The following is a 20,907-nucleotide window of genomic DNA, read 5'->3' as shown; positions in this document are numbered from 1 at the left end:
CGCCGCCGACTCCCGCGCATCACTCGTCCAGCAGGCCGCGCAGGCGGATCAGCAGATCTTCGCGGGTGCTCGCGCCGAGCCGTTGCTTCATCCGCCCGATGTGGTGCTCCACGGTCTTGGCGGAGATGAACAGCTTCTTGCCGACCTGCTTGTAGGTGAGCCCGGACAGCACCAGCTCGGCGACCTCGCGTTCGCGGCCGCTGAGCGCTCCGCCGTCCGGGCCGCCGACCGCGCGCGGCCGTCCGGGCTTGCCCTGCAGCGAACGGGCGCACTCCAGCAGCGCCAGCATCGCGGGGCGGTCCGGCGTGTGCAGCGCCGCCTGCCCGGCCAGCCGGGCGCCGTCCCAGGTCAGACCGGCCGCGTGCAGCCCGCGAGCTGCTTGTTCGGTGGCTTCTCGATCCACCTCACCGGCCAGCACACCCAGCCACGCGCGGGCCGCCGCGGCCATCGCCGAGGCCATCGGGCTGCTGGCGGCCATGGCGTCGAGTTCGGCGGCGTGCTTGCGCGCGGCCGTCGGGTCCTCGGCGACGATCGCGGCCTGCAAGCACTTCCAGCGCAGCAGGCCCGCCCACAGCGGCGGGTCGCCGAGCTGGCGCAGCAGCGCGAACGCGGCGTCCAGGTGCGGGTCGACCCATTCCTGGTCGTGCAGCCGGGCGCAGGACACGACCAGCTCGCCGAGCGGCAGCAGCCCGAACAGGTCCGCCGGGTGTTCGGCGATGGCCTGCCGCGCCCGGCCGCGCACCGCGTGCAGCGCGGCGGTGTCGTTGTCCCGGTCGGCGATGCCGGCTTCGACCGCGGTCGCCAGCAGCCGGTCGCGGGCCTGCAGCGACTCCGGCGCGGGCGCGGCCTGCTCCAGCGCTGATCTTGCGCCGACGGTGTCCCCCCTGGTCATGGGGATCCACGCGGCGAGCAGCCGGTGCCGCACGGCCAGCATCGAACCGCCGCTGCCCGCTTCGATCGCGCGGTTCACGACCGAGGCCGCGACGTCCAGCTCACCGCAGTGCAGCGCGGCGAGCGTGGCGATCGCGGCCGGGGTGTCCGGCACCAGCACTCCCGGGCCGACGGGCTCGGCCAGCGAGGCCGACCGCGCCAGCATGGACAGCGCCGTGGCCGGGCTGCCGGTGATCGACTCCCGCAGGCCGTCGACCAGCTGGTCCGAGGAACCCGACAGCGAGGTCGGCGGTGCCGCCGCGTCGGTGCTCCCGTCGAGCAGCTGCTCCGCGTCGCCGAACCGCCCGATCCCGATCAGCGAAACCGCCGCGTACGCCCGGTCTCCCGGCCAGCGCAGGTGCTCGGCCGACCAGCGGCACAACTGCGCCGAGCGGGCGGGCAGCCCGCGGTGCGCGAGGACGCCTGCCGCGACCTGCACGCCCAGCGCCCGCTCCGGGGCGGCCGAGTCCACGATGACCTCGTCGGCCAGCCGCAGCGCCTCGTCGAAATCACCGGCGACGGCCGCGGCGCGGGCGCGCCGCGCGGCCAGCGTGGGCGCGGGCGTACCCGCGGACACGGCAGCGTCGAAGAACCGGGAGGCCAGCGCCGGTGCCTGCCGGACCGCTTCCTCCGCGGCCTGCTCGAACGCGGCGGCCATCGTCGGGTCGGCGGCCAGCGCGTCGTGGGCGTCCAGGAACGGCCGAAGCAGGCCCAGCACCGGTTTGCCGCGGTCCAGCTGCACCCGCACCAGCCTGCGCACCGCCCGCAGCCGCCATTCGATCGGCGTGAGCAGCAGTGCGGCGTGGCGCACCACCGGCAGCAGCACGTCCGAGCCGTCGACCAGCCCGCTCGCCCGCACCGCCGAGAGCGCGCGCAGCACCGCGTCCGGTTCCAGCTCGAGCAGCCACGCCAGCACGTCCGGATGGGCGGCGGCACCCACCGCGACCGCGCTCACGCAGTCCCTGGCAGGCCGGTCGAGCCGTTCGAAGTCGTGCTGGAACTGCTCCACGACGCGCTGCGGCAGCGCCTCGGGCCGGTCGTGCGGCCCGAGCCCGGCGAGCATCGCGGCCACGTAGCGCGGCACCCCGCCGGTCTGCGCGAGCACCCGCTCCAGCCACGCGTGCGGCGGCGCCGCGCCGTACGCCCGTTCCGCGAGGTGCGCCACGTCTTGCGCGCTGAAGGCGCCCAGCAGCACCGGCGGGCCGAGGGAGTTCAGCAGCTCGGTCAGCTCGGCACCGCGTGGCCACGGCCGGTAGGCCACGACCAGCCGCGCGCCCGGGTTCTCGGCCAGTTCGCGCAGCGCGGGCAGCCGCTCGGGGTCGAGCAGGTGGGCGTCGTCGACGAGCACCGCGGTCGAGGCCGCGTCGGCCACCTCTTCCGGGCGGTCGGCTACCGGCACGCCCGCGGCGCGGTAAGCGCCGGTCAGCTCGCGCAGCAGCGTCGTCTTGCCGTGCCCACCGGCTCCTTGCACGGCGGTGCGGATCGGTGCCGCGGGATCCGCGGTGATCGTTTCGCGGAGGCGGGCGGCACGCAGCTCGGTGGTCGGGTCGGGGGCGGGGACGGTCCGATGGTTCACAGGAGTCCTCGGTTCACGGAACACCTCATAGCTGCGGCGGATCAGCGCTGGGTACTGGTCGTCGGGCTGAGCGGGTGGCCTTCGACGGTCTGCACGAAGGTGAGCGCCAGCCCGGCGAGGATCAGCAGGGCGGCCAGGCTCAACTTCAAGATCTTGAGCCGGCGTTCCCGGTCTTCGTCGGGTGGTTCCACGTACATCGCTTTCACCTGCACCGGTGGCCGCGGTTCGGCTTCCCGCTGGCGCTGGGCTTCGATGATGTCGACCCGGTCCGAATCCGGGCCGCCTTCCACGCGCATCAGCACGCTCGTCTCGGCCGCCGATGCCTGCTGGTCGCTGCCCTTCGACAGCACGCCGACCGCGGAGACCGCGGCGCCGCGGGCGGCGACGAGTTCGGGGGCGGCGTCCACCTGCGGCGTCGTCTCCAGGCGTTCGGCCACGATCTGCTTGGCCAGCGGGGTGCGCACCGAGCCGCCCGCGAGCACCACGGCGTCGAGGTCGTCGGCGCCGGTTCCGCCGGAGCTGACCGACCCGGTCTTGCCCGTCCGGGCCGCCCTGTCCGACTCGCTGGACTTGCCCAGCCCCGCGGACTGGATCGACTGCAGCAGCAGTTCCGGAATGCGTTCCAGGTGCCCGCGGCTGAGCTGCTCGAACCGCGAACGGGACAGCGCGAAGTCGGTGCGCACCTGCGGCAGATCCACCCGGACCGTCGCGCCCGGGTGGTACGACAGCGCCTCCTTCGCCCTGGCGCACTCGGCGCGCAGCCCGGCCAGCGCGGCCCGGTGCGTGCGGTCGGTCGGGTCCAGCTCGTCGATGTGCTCGCCGAAGGCTTCCCGCACGTGCCCGAACACCTCGTCGTCGAGGTCCTGCCCGCTGGGGTAACCCGCGTCCAGCGGCGAGCCGAGCACGTCGAACCCGGGCGCGCGGTGCTGCAGCACGGTGGCGTCGAAACCGCTGCCGCCGACGTTGGCGACCGCGACCTTGCCCTGCTCGGTGACCTGCTGCTTGCTCGCGTAGTCCATGGCCACCGCGACCGGCTCCGGCACCATCGTCACGTCGCGCAGCCCCAGCCCGGCCAGGGCTTGGCGCACCAGGTGCGTGCGGAACGGTCCCCACAACGCGCTGTGCGCGAGGGTGATGTGCTCCGCGGGGTGCCCGAGCTGCTGGGCGACCACGTCGGCGACCCACTCGACCATCGAGGCCACCAGCGCCTGCGCGCTGACGAACTCGCTGCCGACCAGCATCGGGGCGTCGTCGCCGACCTGGCGGGTGAAGCCCCGCACGACCCACTCGTGATGGGTCAGTTCCTGCCTGCTCGCCGGTTCACCGGCGACGAACGAGCCGTCCTGGACCCGGCAGAGCACCGTGGGGACGGTTTGCGCGGTCGAGCTCAACGGCAGCGGCTGAGCCGCGCCCCACCGGCCGCCCTCGCGCCGCGCGACGGCCGCCGAGGTGGCCGTGGCCCCCACGTGGATCCCCAGGACGTAAGGCATCGAACCCCTTCCCGTGATCACCTTTTCGGGTCGCTGACGGTACCTGGACACGTTGGGTGCGGAGCAGGTCATCGGACCAGCACGACCGCCTCACGCGCTCAAGGCGGTGACAACTTAGCGCGTCGCCGATCACGCAACGCTGACGGATCCCCCACCAACCCCCTAATCAGGTATCAATCCCATCCCCTAACAGTGCCCCCACTCACTAGGAGTCGTACCCGATGGCGATCGGCACGCCTCGCAGTAGCGTGCTCGCTGGGAGTGAGGGAGTCAGCACGGCCTCACCCGGTCACACGTAACCGAGTTCCGCTGAGCGAGGAGATAGCGCCATGCACTCTCAGCCGGAAGATGCCCCAGGTCGCGCCGAAACCCCCGACTCCCACCCCGAGGCGGCCGCACCGGACGGACCCACGCTGTACGAGTTCCTGACCAGGATCGTCACCAGTCCGGACGCCCGGTCGGCCTTCGACGCTGATCCGCGCGCCACGCTGGATCAGGCCGGACTCGGGGACATGAGCGCGACGGACGTGCTGCAAGCCACGTCGCTGGTGCTCGACTACGCGCCAGTCGAAGTCGCGGACGAATACGGCCGCTCACTCCAGAGCAGCGTCGAGAAGTTCGCCGCGAACACCCAGCACGTCGCGATCACGGAACTGCATCCCGCACATCCACCCGAGCAGGAAGTTACGGAACTGAGCATGCTGCACTCGGAAAACCCGCCCGCCCCCGCCCCGCACGAGGACCCGGAGTCGGAGACCAACGTCAACGTTGAACAGACCGACTCGCACAACCTGATCAACGTGCACGACGTCCTGAGCGGCAACGACGTTGCCAACGGGAACGCCGTCGGCGACGTGACCGACGCGGTCGGCAACGTGACCAACACCGTCGACAACACCGTGAGCACCGTCGGCGGCGTCGCCGGTGGCGCGACCGGCGGCGACCTGCCGCTGGACGACCTGACCGGCGCCCTGCCCGCCGCGCTGCCGAACGCCGACGCCGGCTCCGCCGGTGGCCCGATCTCGGGCACCGTCGACGGCGCGCTGGGCACCGTGGGCGACGTGGCCGGCGACGTGCCGGTCGCCGGTGACGTGGCCGGCCCGGCCGTCGACACCGTCGGCGGTGTCGCCGGTGGCGCCGTGGGCACCGTCGAGGGCGTTGCGGGCGGCGCCGTGGGCACCGCCGAGGGCGTCGCCGGTGGCGCGCTGGACACCGCGGGCGACGTGGCGGGCAACGTCCCGGTCGCCGGTGACGTGGCCGGCCCGGCCGTCGACACCGTCAGTGGCGTGGCCGGTGGCGCCGTGGGCACCGCCGAGGGCGTTGCGGGCGGCGCCGTGGGCGCCGTCGGCGGCACCGCCGAGGGCGTCGTGGGCGGCGCCGGAGACGCCGTGGGCGACGTCGCGGGCGGCGCGACCGACTCGCTGCCGCTGGACGGCCTGCTCTGATCCAGCCCGGCAAGGGCTGATCGAGGCGTCAGCATTCTGATCACGAAGGCCGGATTCGTGCGCTTTGCACGAATCCGGCCTTCGTGCTACCACACCACATTCGAGCTACGAGTCACCCGCTCGGGTTTCTCTTCCGAGTGAGAACGGTTCACAATCAACGCCGTGATCGAGACGGCAATGGTGGAACTGATCGATCGCGCGACTGCCGAATGCGCCGAGCAGCAGCGCCCCGACCTGCACAGCCGGCTGCGGCAAATCCGCACGCGCGCGCTCGATCCGGCGCAGCTGGTGCTGATCGTCGGCGAGCCGAAACAGGGCAAAAGCGAACTCGTCAACGCTCTGGTCAACGCCGCCGTCTGCGACGCGGGCGAGGACGCCACCACCGTCGTGCCCACCCTGGTGCGGCATTCCGAACAACCCAACGCGCTGGTCATCGAACAAGAACCGGCGCAGGGCCCCGCGGCGCTGGATCGCGTTCCGGTCCCGGTCGAACAGGTCCGGGAACGCATCGAGCAGGCCATCGGCGACGGCCGACCGGTCTCCCGCGGTGAGGTCGGCCTCCCGCGCGCGGTGCTCAAGGACGGGCTGACGCTGATGGACACCCCCGGCGTCGGCACCACCTCGACCACGCTCACCGCGCGCACGCTGGCCGTGGTGGCCGAGGCGGACGCGCTGCTGATGGTCTCCGACGCCACCCAGGAACTCACGCACAACGAGATCAGCTTCCTGAAGAAGGTCACCAAGCTGTGCCCGAACGTCGCGGTGGTGCAGCCCAAGACCGACCTGAGCCCGCACTGGCGGAAGGTCGTCGAGGTCAACCAGCGCCACCTCGCCGGGGCCGGGATCAGCGCCAAGGTCTTCCCGGTCTCGTCCACGATCCGGCTGCAGGCCATGCACGCCCGCGACGGCAACCTGAACAACGAGTCCGGCTTCCCGCAGCTGGTCGAGCACCTGCGCTCCGAAGCGCTGGGCAAGCACGACCAGCTGACCCGGCGACTGGTCGCGCAGAACGTCGCCGACGCCGTGGACGAGCTCACCGAGACGCTCAAGGCCGAACTGTCCGCGCAGAGCCCGCGAACCGCCGCCGAGACGCTGGTCGAGCTGGAGACCGCGCAGCGCCGTTCCGAGGACCTGCGGCGGTCCACCGGGCACTGGCAGAAGACGCTCAACGACGGCATCGGTGAACTGTTCGCCGACATCGAGTTCGACTTCCGCGAACGCGCCTGGGCGATCACCACCCAGCTCAACGAGACCATGGACGAGGCCGACCCGGTGCTGGTCTGGGACGACTTCGTGGAATGGCTCGAAAACGCGCTCGCCGAGGCCATCGAGGAAACCTTCGGCTGGCTCGACAGCCGCCTCGAACGGCTCAGCGACGAGGTCGCCGACCAGTTCCTGCGGGAACACCCGGGTGCCCGGCCCCGCATCGAGAAACTGCCCAAGCCCGAGCCGTTCGCCGAGGTGGCCGAGCTGAAGTACCCGAAGAACGGGGAGTACCGGCGGCTGGACCAGGTGCTGACCGGGTTGCGCGGGTCCTACGGGGGCGTGCTGATGTTCGGCCTGGTCACCAACATGTTGGGGCTGGGACTGCTGAACGTCGTGACCATCACGGCGGGCATGCTGCTGGGCACCCGCAGCCTCAGCGAGGAGAAGGACGTGCGCAAGCGGCGCCGCCAGGCCGAGGCGAAGACCTCGGCGCAGCGCTACGTCGAGCAGGTGGCCTTCCAGGTCAACAAGGAGGCCAAGGACGCGATCCGGCGCACCCACCGCACGTTGCACACGCATTTCACGCAGCTCACCGAGGAAGCGCAGTTGGAGATCAGCACCGCCATCCAGGACATCAAGCGCAGCGCGGAGCGCAGCGCGGTGGACCGCGAGGACCGCGCCCGCGAGATCCGCCGCAAGCTGGAGGAGCTGGCGCAGCTGCGCAGGCGGGCCGGGATGCTGACCACGAACCGCATCACCGCGGCATGACCGCTCCCCCCGAAGACCCGCTGCTGGAGCGTTCGCGGTCGCTGCTGATCCGGGCGATGACGTTCTACCGGGACGACCCGCGCACCGCGAGCTGGCTGCGCGGCAGGTTGGAGCGGCTCGACCAGCCGCTGCGGATCGCGGTCAGCGGCAGGGTCAAGTCCGGCAAGTCCACGCTGATCAACGCACTGGTCGGGCAGCGGCTCGCGCCCTCCGACGCAGAGGAGAGCACCCAGGTCAGCACGCTGTACCGGTACGGGCCGGAACCGAAGATCACCGTGCACACCCCGCACGGCACGGTGCAGAACGTGCCCGTCACGACGCTGGATCCGAGCACGATCCGGGACCTGCAGCGGTGGCGGCCGGACGAGGTGGCGCGGCTGGTGATCGAGGCACCGGTGCCCGGCCTGCAGGCGATCTCGCTGATCGAGACCCCCGGGGTCTCGTCGTCGGCGGTGCAGGAGACCGGGCGCTCGGCGCTGGCGCAGATCCTGTCCGAGGCCGACGCGGTGCTGTACCTGACGCGCTATCCGCAGCAGACCGACGTGCAGTTCCTGCAGTCGGTGCACGAGCTGCAGCTGGCGCGGCGGGCTCCGATCAACACGATCGTCGCGTTCTCCCGCGCGGACGAGACCGGCAACGGCGGCAGCGGCGCCTTGCAGGCCGCGGAGCGGATCTCGCTGCGCTATCGCGACGATCCGACGGTGCGCGCGTTCGCGCAGTACGTGATCCCCGTGGTCGGGCTGCTCGGGCAGGCGGCGGCGACGCTCACCGACGAGGACTTCGCCTCGTTGGTGGCGCTGCGGCAGCTTCCGGAGAGCTCGCTGGAAGCACTGCTGCTGTCGGCCGACCGGTTCGCCAACAACAGCACCCCGGAGTCGGTGCCCACCAGCGTGCGGCAAGGACTGCTGGAGAAGTTCGGCCGGTACGGCGTCGCGCAAGCGCTCACCGCCCTCGGCGAAGGGGTTTCCGAACCGAAGAAGCTCTCCGCGCAGCTGCTGGAGGCCAGCAGGCTCAACGATCTGCAGGAAGCGGTGTACCAGCAGTTCATCGAGCGCCAGGAGGCGCTGCGGGCGCGGTCGGCGCTGCTGGCGGTGGACATGGCGCTGCGGGCCAACCCGCGCCCGGGCGTGCAGCAGCTGCTCGGCGAGTTCGAGCGCCTGCTGGCGAACGCGCCGGAGTGGGAGGAGCTGCGGCTGCTCTCGGCGCTGCAGTCGGGCCAGCTCAGCTTCCCCCGCCCGCTGCAGAACGAGGCGCGGCGGCTGCTCGGCGGGCAGGGCCAGGACGCCCCGTCCCGCCTGGGCCAGGAATCCGACACGCTGGAGTCGATCCTCGCGGAGGAGGCGAGTTCGGCGCTGGCGCGGTGGCGGGACCAGCTGGTGAACCCGATGCACGACCGCGCGCACCGGGAAGCCGTCCGGGTCGTGCTGCGCAGCTGCGAACGCATCATCGCCGCGCGGATGCGGTAGCGCGGCACCGCCCGCGCATCGATTCCTCGACCCGATCCGCGAAAGAAAGACGCCAGGCCCGGGAACTCGTCCCGGACCTGGCGTCCGTGGTGGGATTCCGCAGTCAGCGGACGGCGCGGCGGCTCCGCCGGAGCCCGCGCCGGTGCGTCAACCGGCGCCGGGGGGCCGGCGCCGTTGCCGCGAACCGATCAGGCGCCCTGCACCTTCTCGGCGATCTTGTCGCCGGTCGCCTTGTCGACGCTGCGCCAGTAGTTCAGCGCCTTGTCCTGGATCGGCTTGGTCACGCCGCCGTTGATGTGCCCGGCGACGTTGTCGATGAACCGCGCCCGCTCCTCGTCGCTGAACACGTTGCGCACCATCGCGCCCGGCTGCCCGAAGTCGTCGTCCTCGGAGTGCAGCGCGTAGGCCGACCGCAGGACCTCCTGCTCCAGGTTCGCCGGAGCCTCGTCCTCACCGGAGCGCGCGCTGTCGGCGTGCGGACCGCCGTAGGAGTTCGGCGCGTACACCGGGTCGCCGTGGCCGAAGCTGTAGCGCATCTGGCCGTCCTTGGAGTAGCTGTTGACCTCCGAGACCGGGCGGTTGACCGGCAGGTCCATGTAGTTGGCGCCGATCCGGTACCGGTGCGCGTCCGGGTAGGCGAACAACCGGCCCTGCAGCATCTTGTCCGGCGAGGTGCCGATGCCCGGAACCAGGTTCGACGGCTCGAACGCGGCCTGCTCGATCTGGGCGAAGTAGTTCTCCGGGTTCCTGTTCAGCACGAACCGGCCGACCTTGATCAGCGGGTAGTCGCCGTGCGGCCAGATCTTGGTCAGGTCGAACGGGTTGAACCGGTAGTCCGCCGCGTCGGTGTAGGGCATGACCTGCACGTACAGCGTCCAGCTCGGGTACTCGCCGCCCTTGATCGAGGTCCACAGGTCGCGGATGTGGTGGTCCCCGTCGGCACCGGCGAGCCGGTCGGCCTCGGCCTGCGGCAGGAAGTCGTGGCCCTGGTCGGTCTTGAAGTGGTACTTGACCCAGAACTTCTCGCCGCCCGCGTTCTGCCACAGGTAGGTGTGCGAACCGTAGAGGTTCATGTGCCGCCAGGTCTTGGGCAGCCCGCGGTCACCCATCAGCCAGGTCACCTGGTGCGCCGACTCCGGGCACTGGGTCCAGAAGTCCCACTGCATGTCGTTGTCGCGCAGGTGGTTGTCGGCGCGGCGCTTCTGCGAGTGGATGAAGTCCGGGAACTTGATCGCGTCCCGGATGAAGAACACCGGGGTGTTGTTGCCGACGAGGTCGTAGTTGCCCTCGCTGGTGTAGAACTTGATCGCGGTGCCGCGCGGGTCGCGCCAGGTGTCGGGGGAACCGAGCTCGCCTGCGACCGAGGAGAACCGGATCAGCGTTTCGGTCTTGGCGCCGGGCTGGAACACCGCGGCCTTGGTGAACTGGCTGACGTCCTCGGTGACCTCGAAGAAGCCGAACGCGCCGCCGCCCTTGGCGTGCACCACGCGCTCCGGCACGCGCTCCCGGTTGAACTGCGCGTTCTTCTCGATCAAGTAGTGGTCCTGCAGCAGGACCGGGCCGTTCGGGCCGGCGGTGAGCGAGTGGTCGTCGCTGCCGACCGGGATGCCGGCGTTGGTCGTCGTGGGCCTTGGCGTCACGAGCGTCCCTCCTAGTGGTGGTGGCTTCGTCAGTGCTGCCCGCCGGGCAGCGGTTCGGTTGCCGTGCGGCGGCAGTCCGGGCACCGGCCCCAGAACACGATCTCGGCCTCGTCCACCTCGTACCCGGCCGTGGTGGACGGGGCCAGGCACGGCGCGGCGCCGCGGACGCAGTCGACGTCCGTGGTCCGGCCGCAGCCCCGGCAGACCAGGTGGTGGTGGTTGTCGGCGGTGCGGGTCTCGAACCGGGCGGGGTGCCCGGCCGGTTCGATGCGCCGCAGCAGCCCGGCTTGGTTGCACGCGTGCAGCACGTCGTAGACGGCCTGCGTGGACACCGCACCGAGTTCGCGGCGCACCGCGCTCGCCGCCTGCTCGGCGGTCGAGTGCGGATTCCCGGTCAACCACCGCAGCACCGCCACGCGCGGTTTGGTGGCCCGCAGTCCGGCCTCGCGCAGCAGCTCGCGGATCCGGGTCACCTCGTGACCGGCCGCGTGCTCGCCGTCGTCCGGGATCAGCCTGTCGTCCGGGGTCGCGCTGGGTTCCATGGCACTTCGAGTATGCCACGGCCAGATTGGAACGAGTCAAGAAAAAACGCCGCTGTCGCGCATCTCATCCGGGGGAATTCGCCTGCCGGCCCCGGTTGCGCGCGGACGGCTCCGCAGCGGCGGCTCCGGGCAGCATGGCATCTCCCGGCACGTTCGCCCGGTGATCTCGGCCCCGCCGGGCGAGCCGGTCACAGCACCAGCGACAGCCCCCAGGTGATGGCGAACCCGATCAGGCCGATCAGCGTCTCCAGCACCGTCCAGGTCCGCAGCGTCGTCGGCACGTCCATCCCCAGCAGCCGCCCGATCAGCCAGAACCCGGAGTCGTTGACGTGCGAGAGCACGGTCGCCCCGGCCGCGATGGCGAGCACGATCAGGCACACGTCGGCGGGCGAGAGCCCTTGGGCGGCGTGCACCGCGGGCGCGATGAACCCGGCCGCCGTGGTCAGCGCGACCGTCGCCGAACCCTGCGCCACCCGCATCACCATCGCGATCACGAACGCGGCCAGGATCAGCGGAATGCCCAGCGCGTTGAGCGCGCCAGCGAGTGCCTGGCCCACACCCCCGGCTTCCAGCACCGCACCGAACATGCCGCCCGCGCCGGTCACCAGGATCACCGCTGCGATCGGCCCGAGGCAATCGGTGAGCTGGTGCTCGATCTCGGCCGCGCGCATCCCGCGGCGCAAGCCGAGCAGCACGCAGGCGACCAGCACCGAGATCACCAGCGCGACCGGGCTCTCCCCGATCAACGTGGCGATCTGCACCCACTGCGCCGAGTCGTCGACGACGCCGGCTTCGGCCAGCGTGCTCAGGCCGGTGTTGAGCAGGATCAGCAACAGCGGCAGCAGCAGCATGGCGATCACCGTGAACGCGGACGGCCCGCCCGCCGGATCGTCTTCGTCCTGCTCGCCCTCGGCGGTCACGGACATCTCGGGCACCGGCAGGTAGATGCGTTCCCCCGCCCACCGGCCGAACCCGTAACCGGCGATCAACCAGGTGGGCACCGCGACGACCAGGCCCAGCAGCACCAGCAGCCCGATGTCCGCACCGAGCAGTCCCGCCGCGGCCACCGGCCCCGGGTGCGGCGGCAGGAACACGTGCATCACGGCGAACCCGCCCGCGACCGGCAACCCGTAGCGCAGCACCGAGCCGCCGAGCCTGCGCGCCACCGAGAACACGATCGGCAAGAAGATGATCACACCGGCGTCCAGGAAGATCGGGAAGCCGAACAGCATCCCCGCCACCCCCAGCGCGAACGGCGCCCGCCGCTCGCCGAACCGCCGGACCAGCGCACGCGCCAGCACCGCGGCACCGCCGGAGATCTCCAGCATCCGGCCGAGCATCGCGCCGAGCGCCACCAGCAACGCCACTTCGGCGAGCGTTTCGCCGAGCCCGCCGAGCAAGGTGTCCATCACCTCGCCCACCGGCACCTGCAACGCGAGCGCGGAGCCCAGGCTGACCAGCAGCAGCGCGATGAGCGGCTGCATCTTCAGGGCCATGATCAGCACGAGCAGCACGGCGATCGACGCGGCCGCGATGGCCAGCGCGGACCCGGCGCTGAGGGCCGGGACTACTGGTTCGGCGCCTTGCGCCAGCAGGTTCGGCACGGCGGAATCCCCTCGCGGTCACGACGTTGTGCACGATCGGCAGAACCGAGGTTCGAGATCGTGACAACTCGATCCCGTCGCGGGCCAGCCCCGCGCAGCCCCGGCCGCGCAAGCGTCACGCAACCGCAACCCGGGTGCCCGAGCACGCCCCGCCGTTCGGCGCAGCCGCCCGCCCCGAACAGCGGTACCGCGGTCAGAGTTCGAGCGCTCGCAGGGCCCGGTGCAGCTGATCCACCAGCGGCCTGCGGCGGGTCATCAGCTCGGCGGCCGCCGGGTCCGGCGAGACCACCCGCTCCGGGTGCACGAACCCGCCCGCTTCCTCCAGCGAGTCGAACTCGCCCAACGCCCGCCAGCCCAGCAGCACCGCGCCGAGCCCGGAGCCGCCGCTGCTCTCGGCGAGCTGCAGATCGAGGTCCAGCGCTGCGGAGATCGCCTCCGCCCACACCGGACTGCGGAAACCGCCCCCGGTCGCGCGCACGGCCCGCACCTGCGCACCCGCGTCGAGCACCGCGTCCCGCACCAGCGCGAGCTGCTGCGCGACGCCCTCGACGACGGCCCGGGTCATCTCGGCCCGCCCGTGCGACTTGCGCAGGCCCACGAACGCGCCGGTCAGGTCCGCTTCCCACCAGGGCGCGCGTTCTCCCAGCAGGTACGGCAGGGCCATGAGCCCGTCCGCGCCGGGAGCCACCTCCCGCGCTTCGTCGAGCAGCTCGGCCACGTCGACGCCGAAGGCGTCGGCCGCCCACTGCCCGACGACGGCTCCGTTGCTCACCGCTCCGCCGACGACCCACAAGCCTTCGGCGAGCGCGTAGCTGAACGTCCGGCACCGGTCATCGATGCCCGGCTTCTCCCGGACCACCCGCAGTGCCCCGCTCGTGCCCAGGGACAATGCCGCCACACCCGGCCGGATCGCGCCCACGCCCAGATTGGCCAGCGGTCCGTCACCACCGCCCAGCGCGACCGGCAGCCCTTCCGGCAGCCCCGTCCTGCGCGCCATCTCGGCCCCGAGCGCCACGGTGTCCACCGGCGACTTGATCTCGGGCAGCTGCTCCGCCCGCACCCCGGCGACCTCCAGCGCGTCCGGATGCCATTGCAGGCTCTGCATGTCCTGCAAGCCGCTGCCGGACGCGAGCGAGTAGTCGGTGACGAACTCGCCTGCGAACTCCTCGAAGACGAAGTCCTTCAGCGCGCACCACCGGTCGGCCGTGCGCGCCAAGTCCGGGTACTTCCCGGTCAGCCAGGCCAGCTTCACCATCACCGACTGGGTGTGCACCGGTGTGCCGGTGGCCCGGTGCAGCTCGGCAGCGGTCTCGGAATGCCCGGTCGAGTCCGCGGTCCCGGAGGTCCGCAGCCGCCGCGCCATCTCGGACGCCTGCGTGTCGGCCCAGTTGAACGACGGCGTCACCGGTGTCCCGGCGGAGTCCAAGCCGAGGATCGTGTGCATCGCGGTGCTGAACGACAGCGCCCGCACCTCGTGGCCGTGGCTGCGGGTCCACTCGACGCACTCGATCAACGCCTCGATCGCCGCATCGCGCACCGTGGCCGGGTCCTGCGTCGCCTCCCCCGGCTGCTCGGTGCGCAACGGGTAGCCGCGCTCGGTCTGGTGCAGCACCTTCGCTTCGCGAGTGGCGGCGACGACCTTGGTCGACGTGGTGCCGAGATCAATGCCGAGAACGACCGCTGCGGAGCTCATGACCCCAACCTATCCGGGCCGCCGACCGCCACCTCCGCACGGAGGAGCTACTCGCGACTTCGGAAGCGCCTGGGACGTTCAGCGTTCCGGCGAGCGTACGGCCAGCGCGGAAAGGTCGACTGCCAGCTCGAACGGGTCGGTCGTTTTGAACATTCCGCCACCTTCGAAGCAGCTCGCGTACGCACCGTCGTGCAGTCTGAGCGCACTGATCGTCACAGAGCTGTCGATGTCCAGGATCCAGTAGTGCTGGATACCGGCTTGCGCGTACTCGTGCACCTTCATCAACCGGTCGATCCGGCCCGAGCCGGGCGAGACGACCTCGACCGCGACTGCGACGTCGTTGGCGTACAAGCGGTTCGGGTTCGCGTCGAACGCCATGGTGGGGGCGAGGACGACGTCGGGGATGCGCAGCGTCGGCGGGAATCGCGCGTCGAGCGCGACTTCGACGTCCTGCAGCGCTTCCCACTTCGACGGAAGTTGTTCGTCCAAGCTCGAGGTGATCCGCTTGACGACGCGCTGGTGAACGGCTGCTGCCTTGGGGGACACCTGGAGAAGACCTTCCTGGAGCTCGTAGCGCCGCGAGTTGTCCTCGGGGAGGCGGTCGAACTCCTCCAGCGTCAGCAGATGATCGGGCCAACTCATCGCGGTCATACCTCCATCATCGGCGCTACCAGGCGAGCTCTTGATCGACTCTTATGATCAACACTCGGTCAGGTGACTCGCGCGATCCCTGCCGCAGACAATAGAAGGGCGCCTCCCTCCGCACCAGGAGGAAGGCGCCCCACCGGACCCGCGCCGGGATCACCGCACCAGCGTCTCCGCGATCTCGTAGGTGTTCAGCGCCGCGCCCTTGCGCAGGTTGTCACCGCAGACGAAGAACTCCAGCGTGCTCGGGAAGTCCAGCGCCTGCCGCACCCGCCCGACGTAGGTCGGATCGGCGCCGACGACCCCGGCCGGAGTGGGGAAGTCCAGCTCGTCCGGGTCGTCCTGCAGCACGATCGACGGCTGCGACTCGAACACCCGGTGCGCCTCCGGCACGGTGACCTCGCGCTCGAACACCGCGTGCACCGCCAGCGCGTGCGTGGTCACCACCGGCACCCGCACGCAGGTCGCGGAGACCTTCAGCTCCGGGATGCCGAGGATCTTGCGGGACTCGTTGCGGACCTTGAGCTCCTCGGAGGTCCACCCGTCGCCCTTGGCCGAGCCCGCCCACGGCACCACGTTCAGCGCCAGCGGAGCCTTGAACGGCGTCTCCTCCGGCAGCCCGGCCGCGATCAGCGCCTCGGCCACGTCGCCGGCCCGCACGCCGAGCTGCTTGCCCGCGATGGCCGCGATCTCGTCGTAGAGCCGGTCGACGCCTTCCTGCCCGGCACCGGACGCCGCCTGGTACGAGGAAACGACCAGCTCGCGCAGCCCGAACTCGCGGTGCAGCGCACCGAGCGCAGCCATCATCGACAGCGTCGTGCAGTTCGGGTTGGCGATGATGCCGCGCGGGCGCTCGTGCACCTTCTCCGGGTTGACCTCGGGCACCACCAGCGGAACCTCGGGGTCCATCCGGAACGCGCCGGAGTTGTCCACCGCGATGGCACCGCGCTCGGCCGCGATCGGCGCCCACTGCGCGGAGATCTCGTCCGGCACGTCGAACAGCACGATGTCCACGCCGTCGAACGCTTCCGGGGCGAGTTCGACCACTGTGGTCTCCCGCCCGCGCACGGTGATCTTCTTGCCCGCGGAGCGGGCCGAGGCGATCAGCCGGACCTCGTCCCACGGCACCGACTCGCGCTGGTTGATGATGTCGATCATGACGCTGCCGACGGCGCCGGTGGCGCCGACGATCGCAACGGTGGGGGCCATCAGCGACCACTCCCCGCGTACACGACTGCCTCTTCCTCGCCACCGAGCTCGAACGCGGCGTGCAGCGCGCTGACCGCGTCCGCCAGCTGGGTGTCCCGGACCAGCACCGAGATCCGGATCTCCGAGGTGTTGATGATCTCGATGTTCACACCCGCGTCGGACAGCGCCTCGCAGAACGTCGCGGTGACCCCGGGGTGCGAGCGCATCCCGGCTCCCACCAGCGAGACCTTGCCGACGTTGTCGTCGTAGACGACCTCCTCGAAGCCCACCGCGGCGGAGATCTTCTCCAGCTCGGCGACCGCCTCCGGGCCGTTGTCCCTGGACACGGTGAACGTGACGTCGGTGCGCCCGGAGCTGGTGCCGGAAACGTTCTGCAGCACCATGTCGATGTCGATCTCGGCGTCGGCGACCGCGCGGAAGATCTTGCCCGCGACGCCCCGGTTGTCCGGTACACCGCGCACGGTGACCTTGGCCTCCGACCGGTCGTGCGCCACGCCGGTGATCATCGCCTGTTCCACGGAAAGGTCCTCCACTGAGCCGGAAACGATCGTTCCGGGCTTGGGTGAGTACGACGAGCGGACGTGCAGCGGGACGCCGTAGCGGCGGGCGTACTCGACCGCGCGCAGGTGCAGCACCTTCGCGCCGGTCGCGGCCAGCTCCAGCATCTCCTCGTAGGTCACGCGCTCCAGCTGCTTGGCGTCGGGAGCGATCCGCGGGTCCGCGGTGTAGACGCCGTCCACGTCGGTGTAGATCTCGCAGACGTCGGCCTTCATCGCCGCGGCGACCGCGACGGCGGTGGTGTCCGAACCGCCCCGGCCGAGCGTGGTGATGTCCTTGGTGTCCTGGGCGACGCCCTGGAAACCGGCCACCAGCACCACTTGGCCCTCGGCGAGGGCTTCCTGCACGCGCCCCGGCGTGACGTCGATGATCCGCGCGTTCTGGTGCGCCGCGGTGGTGATCACCCCGGCCTGCGAGCCGGAGAACGAGCGCGCCTCGACGCCGAGCGCCTCGACGGCCATCGCCACGAGCGCGTTGGAGATCCGCTCCCCCGCGGTGAGCAGCATGTCCAGCTCCCGCTCCGGCGGGGCGGGGTTGACCTGCTGAGCCAGGTCCAGCATTTCGTCGGTGGTGTCGCCCATCGCCGAGCACACGACGACCACGTCGTTGCCCGCTTTGCGGGTCTCCACGATGCGTTCGGCGACCCGTTTGATCCGGTCGGCACTTTCCAGCGAGGAACCGCCGTACTTCTGGACGACGAGCGCCACGTGAAACAAACCTCCTCGCGCCGTTCCTCGGGTGTGGGTGCCCGCAGGAAGCGGTCGTCCCGGGCACGGGGTGGCCCCCCGCACTGACGCCGGTGGACGAAGAGCACCAGCGCGGTGCCGCCGCCGACGGCGACGTACCGGGGAGCCCCGCGACCAGCGAGAAGCAGCTTCGACCGGTCCGGTCGGGCGGCCGCTCACGGGTCGCTCCGCTGCTGCACCAGCCTACCGAACCAGCACCGTCCGGCCCCACCTCCCGGACCGGCTACTAGCCTGGCGAACCGGTTTGTCGACAAGGGCGGAGGAGCGGGTTGTCCACCACTCCCGAAGCGGTCGGGCCGGATCCCTCGCCGACCGGGGAAGCGGCACGTACCCAGCGGCAACAGCGGGTATCGGGCCGGTGGGCGCAGGCTCTGGAGAAGTTGTCGCACCCCGGCGGCCGCTGGTCCTTCCTGGCACCCGGTGTGGTTTACCTCGCAATCCGCCTGTTCGGGCTGCTGGTGCTCGCGCTGATGTCCGCGGCCAACAGCGAGTCGCTGCTGGACAACCTCTCGTCCTGGGACGGCGAGTGGTACCTGGAGATCGCCGCGCACGGCTACGGCGGCGTCGACCCGGGCATGGTCGACGGTTACGGGCACCGCTCCCCCGAGACGCCGCTGGCGTTCTTCCCCGGCTACCCGGTGCTGGTGCAGCTGCTCGACCTGCTGCCCGGCGTGGGCGTGCAGGGCGCGGCCATCGCGGTGAGCTTGTTGACCGGCATCGCCGCCGCTTACGGACTGGTCCGGATCGGGCGCCTGGTGAGCGGCTCGCACGGCGTGGGGCTGCTGCTGGTGGTGCTGTTCGCCGCGTCGCCGATGGCGGTGACCCTGTCGATGGCCTACTCGGAGGCGCTGTTCTGCGCGCTTTCGGTGTGGGCGCTGGTCGGCGTGCTGGAGCGGAACTGGACGCTGGCCGGGTTGTGCTGCGCGGCGTCCGGGCTGGTGCGGCCTACCGCTGCCGCGCTGATCGGCGTGGTCGGGCTGGCCGCGCTGGTGGCGATCTTCCAGCGCCGGGACTCGTGGCGGCCGTGGCTGGCGGTGCTGCTCGCGCCGGCCGGGCTGGCGGCTTACGTGGGCTGGGTGGCGTTGCAGACCGGCTCGCTGGACGGCTACTTCAAGCTGCAGCAGCGCGGCTGGTCGTCGGCGTTCGACGGCGGCTGGGCGACCGGCAAGTTCGCCCTGGAAGCGTTGTCGCAGGACAAGTCGGTGCTGGAGACGTTCACCGTCTGGATCGTGCTGGCCGCGCTGGTGCTGATGGTGCTGTGCGTGCGGAACCGGTTGCCGTGGCCGCTGGTGCTGTTCGCGTTCGCGGTGCTGGCGATGGACTTGGGCTCGGACGGCCTGATGTACTCCAAGGTCCGGTTGATGCTTCCCGCGTTCCCGCTGCTGATCCCGGTCGCGATGGGCTTGGCGCACCGCCGCCGCACGACCGCGGTGTGCTCGGCCGCGCTGATCGTGTGCTTCGGTGCGTGGTTCGGCGCTTACTCACTCACGGCGTGGCCGTACGCGATCTGACCGCAGGAGGATTCCGATGGGCGAGAAGGACGCGGTGACCTCGGTTCCGCTGCACCCGTTGCTGGCCTCCCGGTGGAGCCCGCGAGCGCTGGATCCGGCTTTCGAGCTGGCCGAAGCGCAGTTCACCGCGCTGTTCGAAGCCGCGCGCTGGGCGCCGTCCTGGGGCAACACCCAACCGGCCCGCTACCTGGCCGGACGCCGGGGCGAGCCGACGTTCGACCGGATCCACGGCACCCTCTCGCGCGGTAACCGGGGCTGGGCGGCTTCGGCCGCAGCGCTGGCGATCGGTCTCGCGCAGACCGTCGCCGACGACGGCGAGCCGCTGCCGTACGCCGCGTACGGCTTGGGTCTGGCCAGCGAGAACCTGGTGCTGCAAGCGGTCGCGGAAGGCTTGGTGGCGCACCAGATGGCCGGTTTCGACCGCGAAGCCGCGCGGGCCGAGTTCGCGGTACCCGGCGATTTCGAGCCGATGGTCGCGATCGCGGTGGGCGCGCCGGGCAACGCGGACGAGCTGCCGGACCGGCTGCAGCAGAAGGAGCAGGCGCCGCGCACCCGGAAACCCTTGGCAGAGCTGGTTTTCACGGACGGTTGGGGAAGCCCCCGGTACTGAAATCCGCGCCGAAGCGGTGACGCAGCGTCGATCAATGCGGTATGACTTCACTCGTGTGGACGAGCACGAGAGCTGCCGCCGAGGCGCTCGACCGCGCCGACGAGCTGGCCCCGCTGCGCTCCCGCTACGGCTTGCCCGCCACGAGGATCCGATTGGACGGCAGCAGCGGCCCGCGCACCCGGTCCACTCCGGCGAAGCTGCGCGAGTTCGTCGAGCACCGCTGGGATCACCGCGCGGGAACCGACGGCGGCCGCCGCAAGCAGGCCCGGCTGGCCGCCGCGAGCATCGCACCGCTGATCGGCGCGCTGCCATCGGAGGTGGCCGTCGCCGAATCCGCCTCGATGAACCTGTTCAGCGCACTGCTGCGGGCTGCCGGGATGCGGCCGGGCAGACCGGTGCTGGCAGTCGGCAAGTTTTGCTTCGCCACCGACCACTACTTGGCCCGTTCGGCCGCCGACATCGCCGGCTGCGAGCTGCGGCTGTTCGACGAGCTGCACGACCTGCCGGAGCTGCTCGACGAACGGGTGGCGGTGCTGGCGCTGTCGCACGTCGACCCGGAATCGGGGGCGGTCCGGGACGCGACCGCGATCACCGAGCTGGCGCACCGGCACGGCGCGCTGACGCTGTGGGACCTGAGCCATTCGGCGGGCGCGATGCTGATCGACCTGGGCTCGTGGGGCGCCGACTTCGCGATCGGCTGCGGCCACCGCTACCTCGGCGGCGGCTCCGGCGCGCCGGGGTTCTCGTACCTCGCGCGGGACAGGCACGAAGAGGCGGCAGGCGCTGACGCGTTCCCCGGCGCACCGTCGACGCTGGCGCTCTCGGAGCTGCGTTCCGGTCTTTCCGCGCTCACCGGTGCCGCACCCGCCGCGTTGGAGGCGAAAGCGGCCGGATTGGCCGAGTTCTTCCTGCGCTGCCTGGCCGATGCGCCCGGTGCGGATCCGGTGCCGATCCCGGAAGGGCTCCGCCGCGGACCGCACGTCTGCGTGCGGCACCGGCACGCGCACCAGGTGGCGCAGGCACTGCTCGGCCGTGGCGTGGTCGTCGACGTCCCCGAACCGTGCAAGCTGCGGTTCGGCTTCGCCCCGCTGTGGCTGCGCTACACCGATGTCAGCGAGGCCGCGGCCCACTTCCACGAGATCGTCCGGCAACTGCCTGCTTAGCTGACTGGCCCGGGCACCGGGCGACCCCGTAAGACCTACCGGCATTCACCTGGCCAGGCGGCGGAAAGTGCGGCTGCACCGTCGGACTCGCGCTTGACGATGCGT

General features: G+C 71.3%; 15 protein-coding genes. 6 read left to right on the top strand and 9 right to left on the bottom strand.

Translation table 11 applies throughout. The features are described from left to right. Positions 1 to 19: 19 nt before the first annotated feature. Both INP57_RS30175 and INP57_RS01835 read right to left on the bottom strand, forming a co-directional pair. Entirely contained in the window at positions 20 to 2,506 is a 2,487-nt protein-coding gene (locus tag INP57_RS30175) for a helix-turn-helix transcriptional regulator (protein ID WP_200068222.1), read from the bottom strand. A gap of 41 nt (positions 2,507 to 2,547) precedes the next feature. Continuing rightward, entirely contained in the window at positions 2,548 to 3,996 is a 1,449-nt protein-coding gene (locus tag INP57_RS01835; RefSeq protein WP_200068221.1) for an Hsp70 family protein, read from the bottom strand. A 329-nt stretch (positions 3,997 to 4,325) separates the two neighbouring features. On the opposite strand from INP57_RS01835, the gene INP57_RS01830 reads away from it, so the two are divergent. The 3 genes from INP57_RS01830 to INP57_RS01820 all read left to right on the top strand — a co-directional run bounded on the left by INP57_RS01830 (position 4,326) and on the right by INP57_RS01820 (position 8,881). After that, positions 4,326 to 5,441 (top strand): IniB N-terminal domain-containing protein, encoded by a 1,116-nt coding sequence (locus INP57_RS01830; protein WP_200068220.1) that lies wholly within the window; start codon positions 4,326 to 4,328, stop codon positions 5,439 to 5,441. A 162-nt stretch (positions 5,442 to 5,603) separates the two neighbouring features. Continuing rightward, positions 5,604 to 7,415 carry a dynamin family protein gene (locus INP57_RS01825; RefSeq protein ID WP_200068219.1) on the top strand — a complete coding sequence of 604 codons (1,812 nt, stop codon included), beginning with the start codon at positions 5,604 to 5,606 and terminating at the stop codon, positions 7,413 to 7,415. Further along, a complete protein-coding gene (locus tag INP57_RS01820; protein WP_200068218.1) occupies positions 7,412 to 8,881 on the top strand; it encodes a dynamin family protein in 1,470 nt (489 codons plus the stop codon). Before INP57_RS01825 ends, INP57_RS01820 begins: the two co-directional genes overlap by 4 nt. A gap of 188 nt (positions 8,882 to 9,069) precedes the next feature. On the opposite strand, the gene INP57_RS01815 is transcribed toward INP57_RS01820, so the two are convergent. From INP57_RS01815 to INP57_RS01785, 7 genes are all read right to left on the bottom strand, one after another. Beyond that, on the bottom strand, positions 9,070 to 10,521 hold the full coding sequence (locus INP57_RS01815; RefSeq protein WP_200068217.1) for a catalase: 1,452 nt from the start codon (positions 10,519 to 10,521) through the stop codon (positions 9,070 to 9,072). A gap of 29 nt (positions 10,522 to 10,550) precedes the next feature. Beyond that, positions 10,551 to 11,063 carry a Fur family transcriptional regulator gene (locus INP57_RS01810; RefSeq protein ID WP_200068216.1) on the bottom strand — a complete coding sequence of 171 codons (513 nt, stop codon included), beginning with the start codon at positions 11,061 to 11,063 and terminating at the stop codon, positions 10,551 to 10,553. Between the two features lie 188 nt (positions 11,064 to 11,251). Next, positions 11,252 to 12,667 (bottom strand): GntP family permease, encoded by a 1,416-nt coding sequence (locus INP57_RS01805; RefSeq protein WP_374220904.1) that lies wholly within the window; start codon positions 12,665 to 12,667, stop codon positions 11,252 to 11,254. Between the two features lie 193 nt (positions 12,668 to 12,860). Beyond that, positions 12,861 to 14,360: a gluconokinase gene (locus tag INP57_RS01800; protein ID WP_200068215.1), complete on the bottom strand. Its 1,500-nt coding sequence runs from the start codon at positions 14,358 to 14,360 to the stop codon at positions 12,861 to 12,863. A gap of 78 nt (positions 14,361 to 14,438) precedes the next feature. Beyond that, positions 14,439 to 15,011 carry a Uma2 family endonuclease gene (locus INP57_RS01795; protein WP_233626597.1) on the bottom strand — a complete coding sequence of 191 codons (573 nt, stop codon included), beginning with the start codon at positions 15,009 to 15,011 and terminating at the stop codon, positions 14,439 to 14,441. A gap of 150 nt (positions 15,012 to 15,161) precedes the next feature. After that, entirely contained in the window at positions 15,162 to 16,214 is a 1,053-nt protein-coding gene (locus INP57_RS01790; RefSeq protein WP_200068214.1) for an aspartate-semialdehyde dehydrogenase, read from the bottom strand. Next, on the bottom strand, positions 16,214 to 17,479 hold the full coding sequence (locus INP57_RS01785) for an aspartate kinase (protein ID WP_200068213.1): 1,266 nt from the start codon (positions 17,477 to 17,479) through the stop codon (positions 16,214 to 16,216). The genes INP57_RS01790 and INP57_RS01785 overlap by 1 nt, the downstream gene beginning before the upstream one ends. A 308-nt stretch (positions 17,480 to 17,787) precedes the next feature. On the opposite strand from INP57_RS01785, the gene INP57_RS01780 reads away from it, so the two are divergent. Genes INP57_RS01780 through INP57_RS01770 form a run of 3 tightly spaced genes read left to right on the top strand, consistent with a single transcriptional unit; the run spans position 17,788 to position 20,802 of the window. Next, positions 17,788 to 19,029, top strand: coding sequence for a mannosyltransferase family protein (locus INP57_RS01780; protein WP_233626595.1), 1,242 nt, complete (start codon positions 17,788 to 17,790; stop codon positions 19,027 to 19,029). A 16-nt stretch (positions 19,030 to 19,045) separates the two neighbouring features. Continuing rightward, positions 19,046 to 19,639 (top strand): nitroreductase family protein, encoded by a 594-nt coding sequence (locus INP57_RS01775; protein ID WP_200068212.1) that lies wholly within the window; start codon positions 19,046 to 19,048, stop codon positions 19,637 to 19,639. A gap of 41 nt (positions 19,640 to 19,680) precedes the next feature. Beyond that, positions 19,681 to 20,802 carry an aminotransferase class V-fold PLP-dependent enzyme gene (locus INP57_RS01770; protein WP_233626594.1) on the top strand — a complete coding sequence of 374 codons (1,122 nt, stop codon included), beginning with the start codon at positions 19,681 to 19,683 and terminating at the stop codon, positions 20,800 to 20,802. The last annotated feature ends 105 nt before the right edge of the window (positions 20,803 to 20,907 follow it).

The sequence above is a fragment of the Saccharopolyspora galaxeae genome (genome assembly GCF_016526145.1).
Taxonomy (GTDB): Bacteria; Actinomycetota; Actinomycetes; order Mycobacteriales; family Pseudonocardiaceae; genus Saccharopolyspora_C; species Saccharopolyspora_C galaxeae.
Note: the sequence above shows the minus strand (reverse complement) of the source record. Positions and strands in the feature narration are given on the sequence as shown.

Coding starts and splice junctions, on each gene's coding strand:
- INP57_RS01835 (WP_200068221.1), bottom strand. CDS start 3,996: ATGCCTTACGTCCTGGGGATCCACGTGGGGGCCACGGCCACCTCGGCG.
- INP57_RS01830 (WP_200068220.1), top strand. CDS start 4,326: ATGCACTCTCAGCCGGAAGATGCCCCAGGTCGCGCCGAAACCCCCGAC.
- INP57_RS01820 (WP_200068218.1), top strand. CDS start 7,412: ATGACCGCTCCCCCCGAAGACCCGCTGCTGGAGCGTTCGCGGTCGCTG.
- INP57_RS01810 (WP_200068216.1), bottom strand. CDS start 11,063: ATGGAACCCAGCGCGACCCCGGACGACAGGCTGATCCCGGACGACGGC.
- INP57_RS01800 (WP_200068215.1), bottom strand. CDS start 14,360: ATGAGCTCCGCAGCGGTCGTTCTCGGCATTGATCTCGGCACCACGTCG.
- INP57_RS01795 (WP_233626597.1), bottom strand. CDS start 15,011: ATGACCGCGATGAGTTGGCCCGATCATCTGCTGACGCTGGAGGAGTTC.
- INP57_RS01790 (WP_200068214.1), bottom strand. CDS start 16,214: ATGGCCCCCACCGTTGCGATCGTCGGCGCCACCGGCGCCGTCGGCAGC.
- INP57_RS01775 (WP_200068212.1), top strand. CDS start 19,046: ATGGGCGAGAAGGACGCGGTGACCTCGGTTCCGCTGCACCCGTTGCTG.
- INP57_RS01770 (WP_233626594.1), top strand. CDS start 19,681: ATGACTTCACTCGTGTGGACGAGCACGAGAGCTGCCGCCGAGGCGCTC.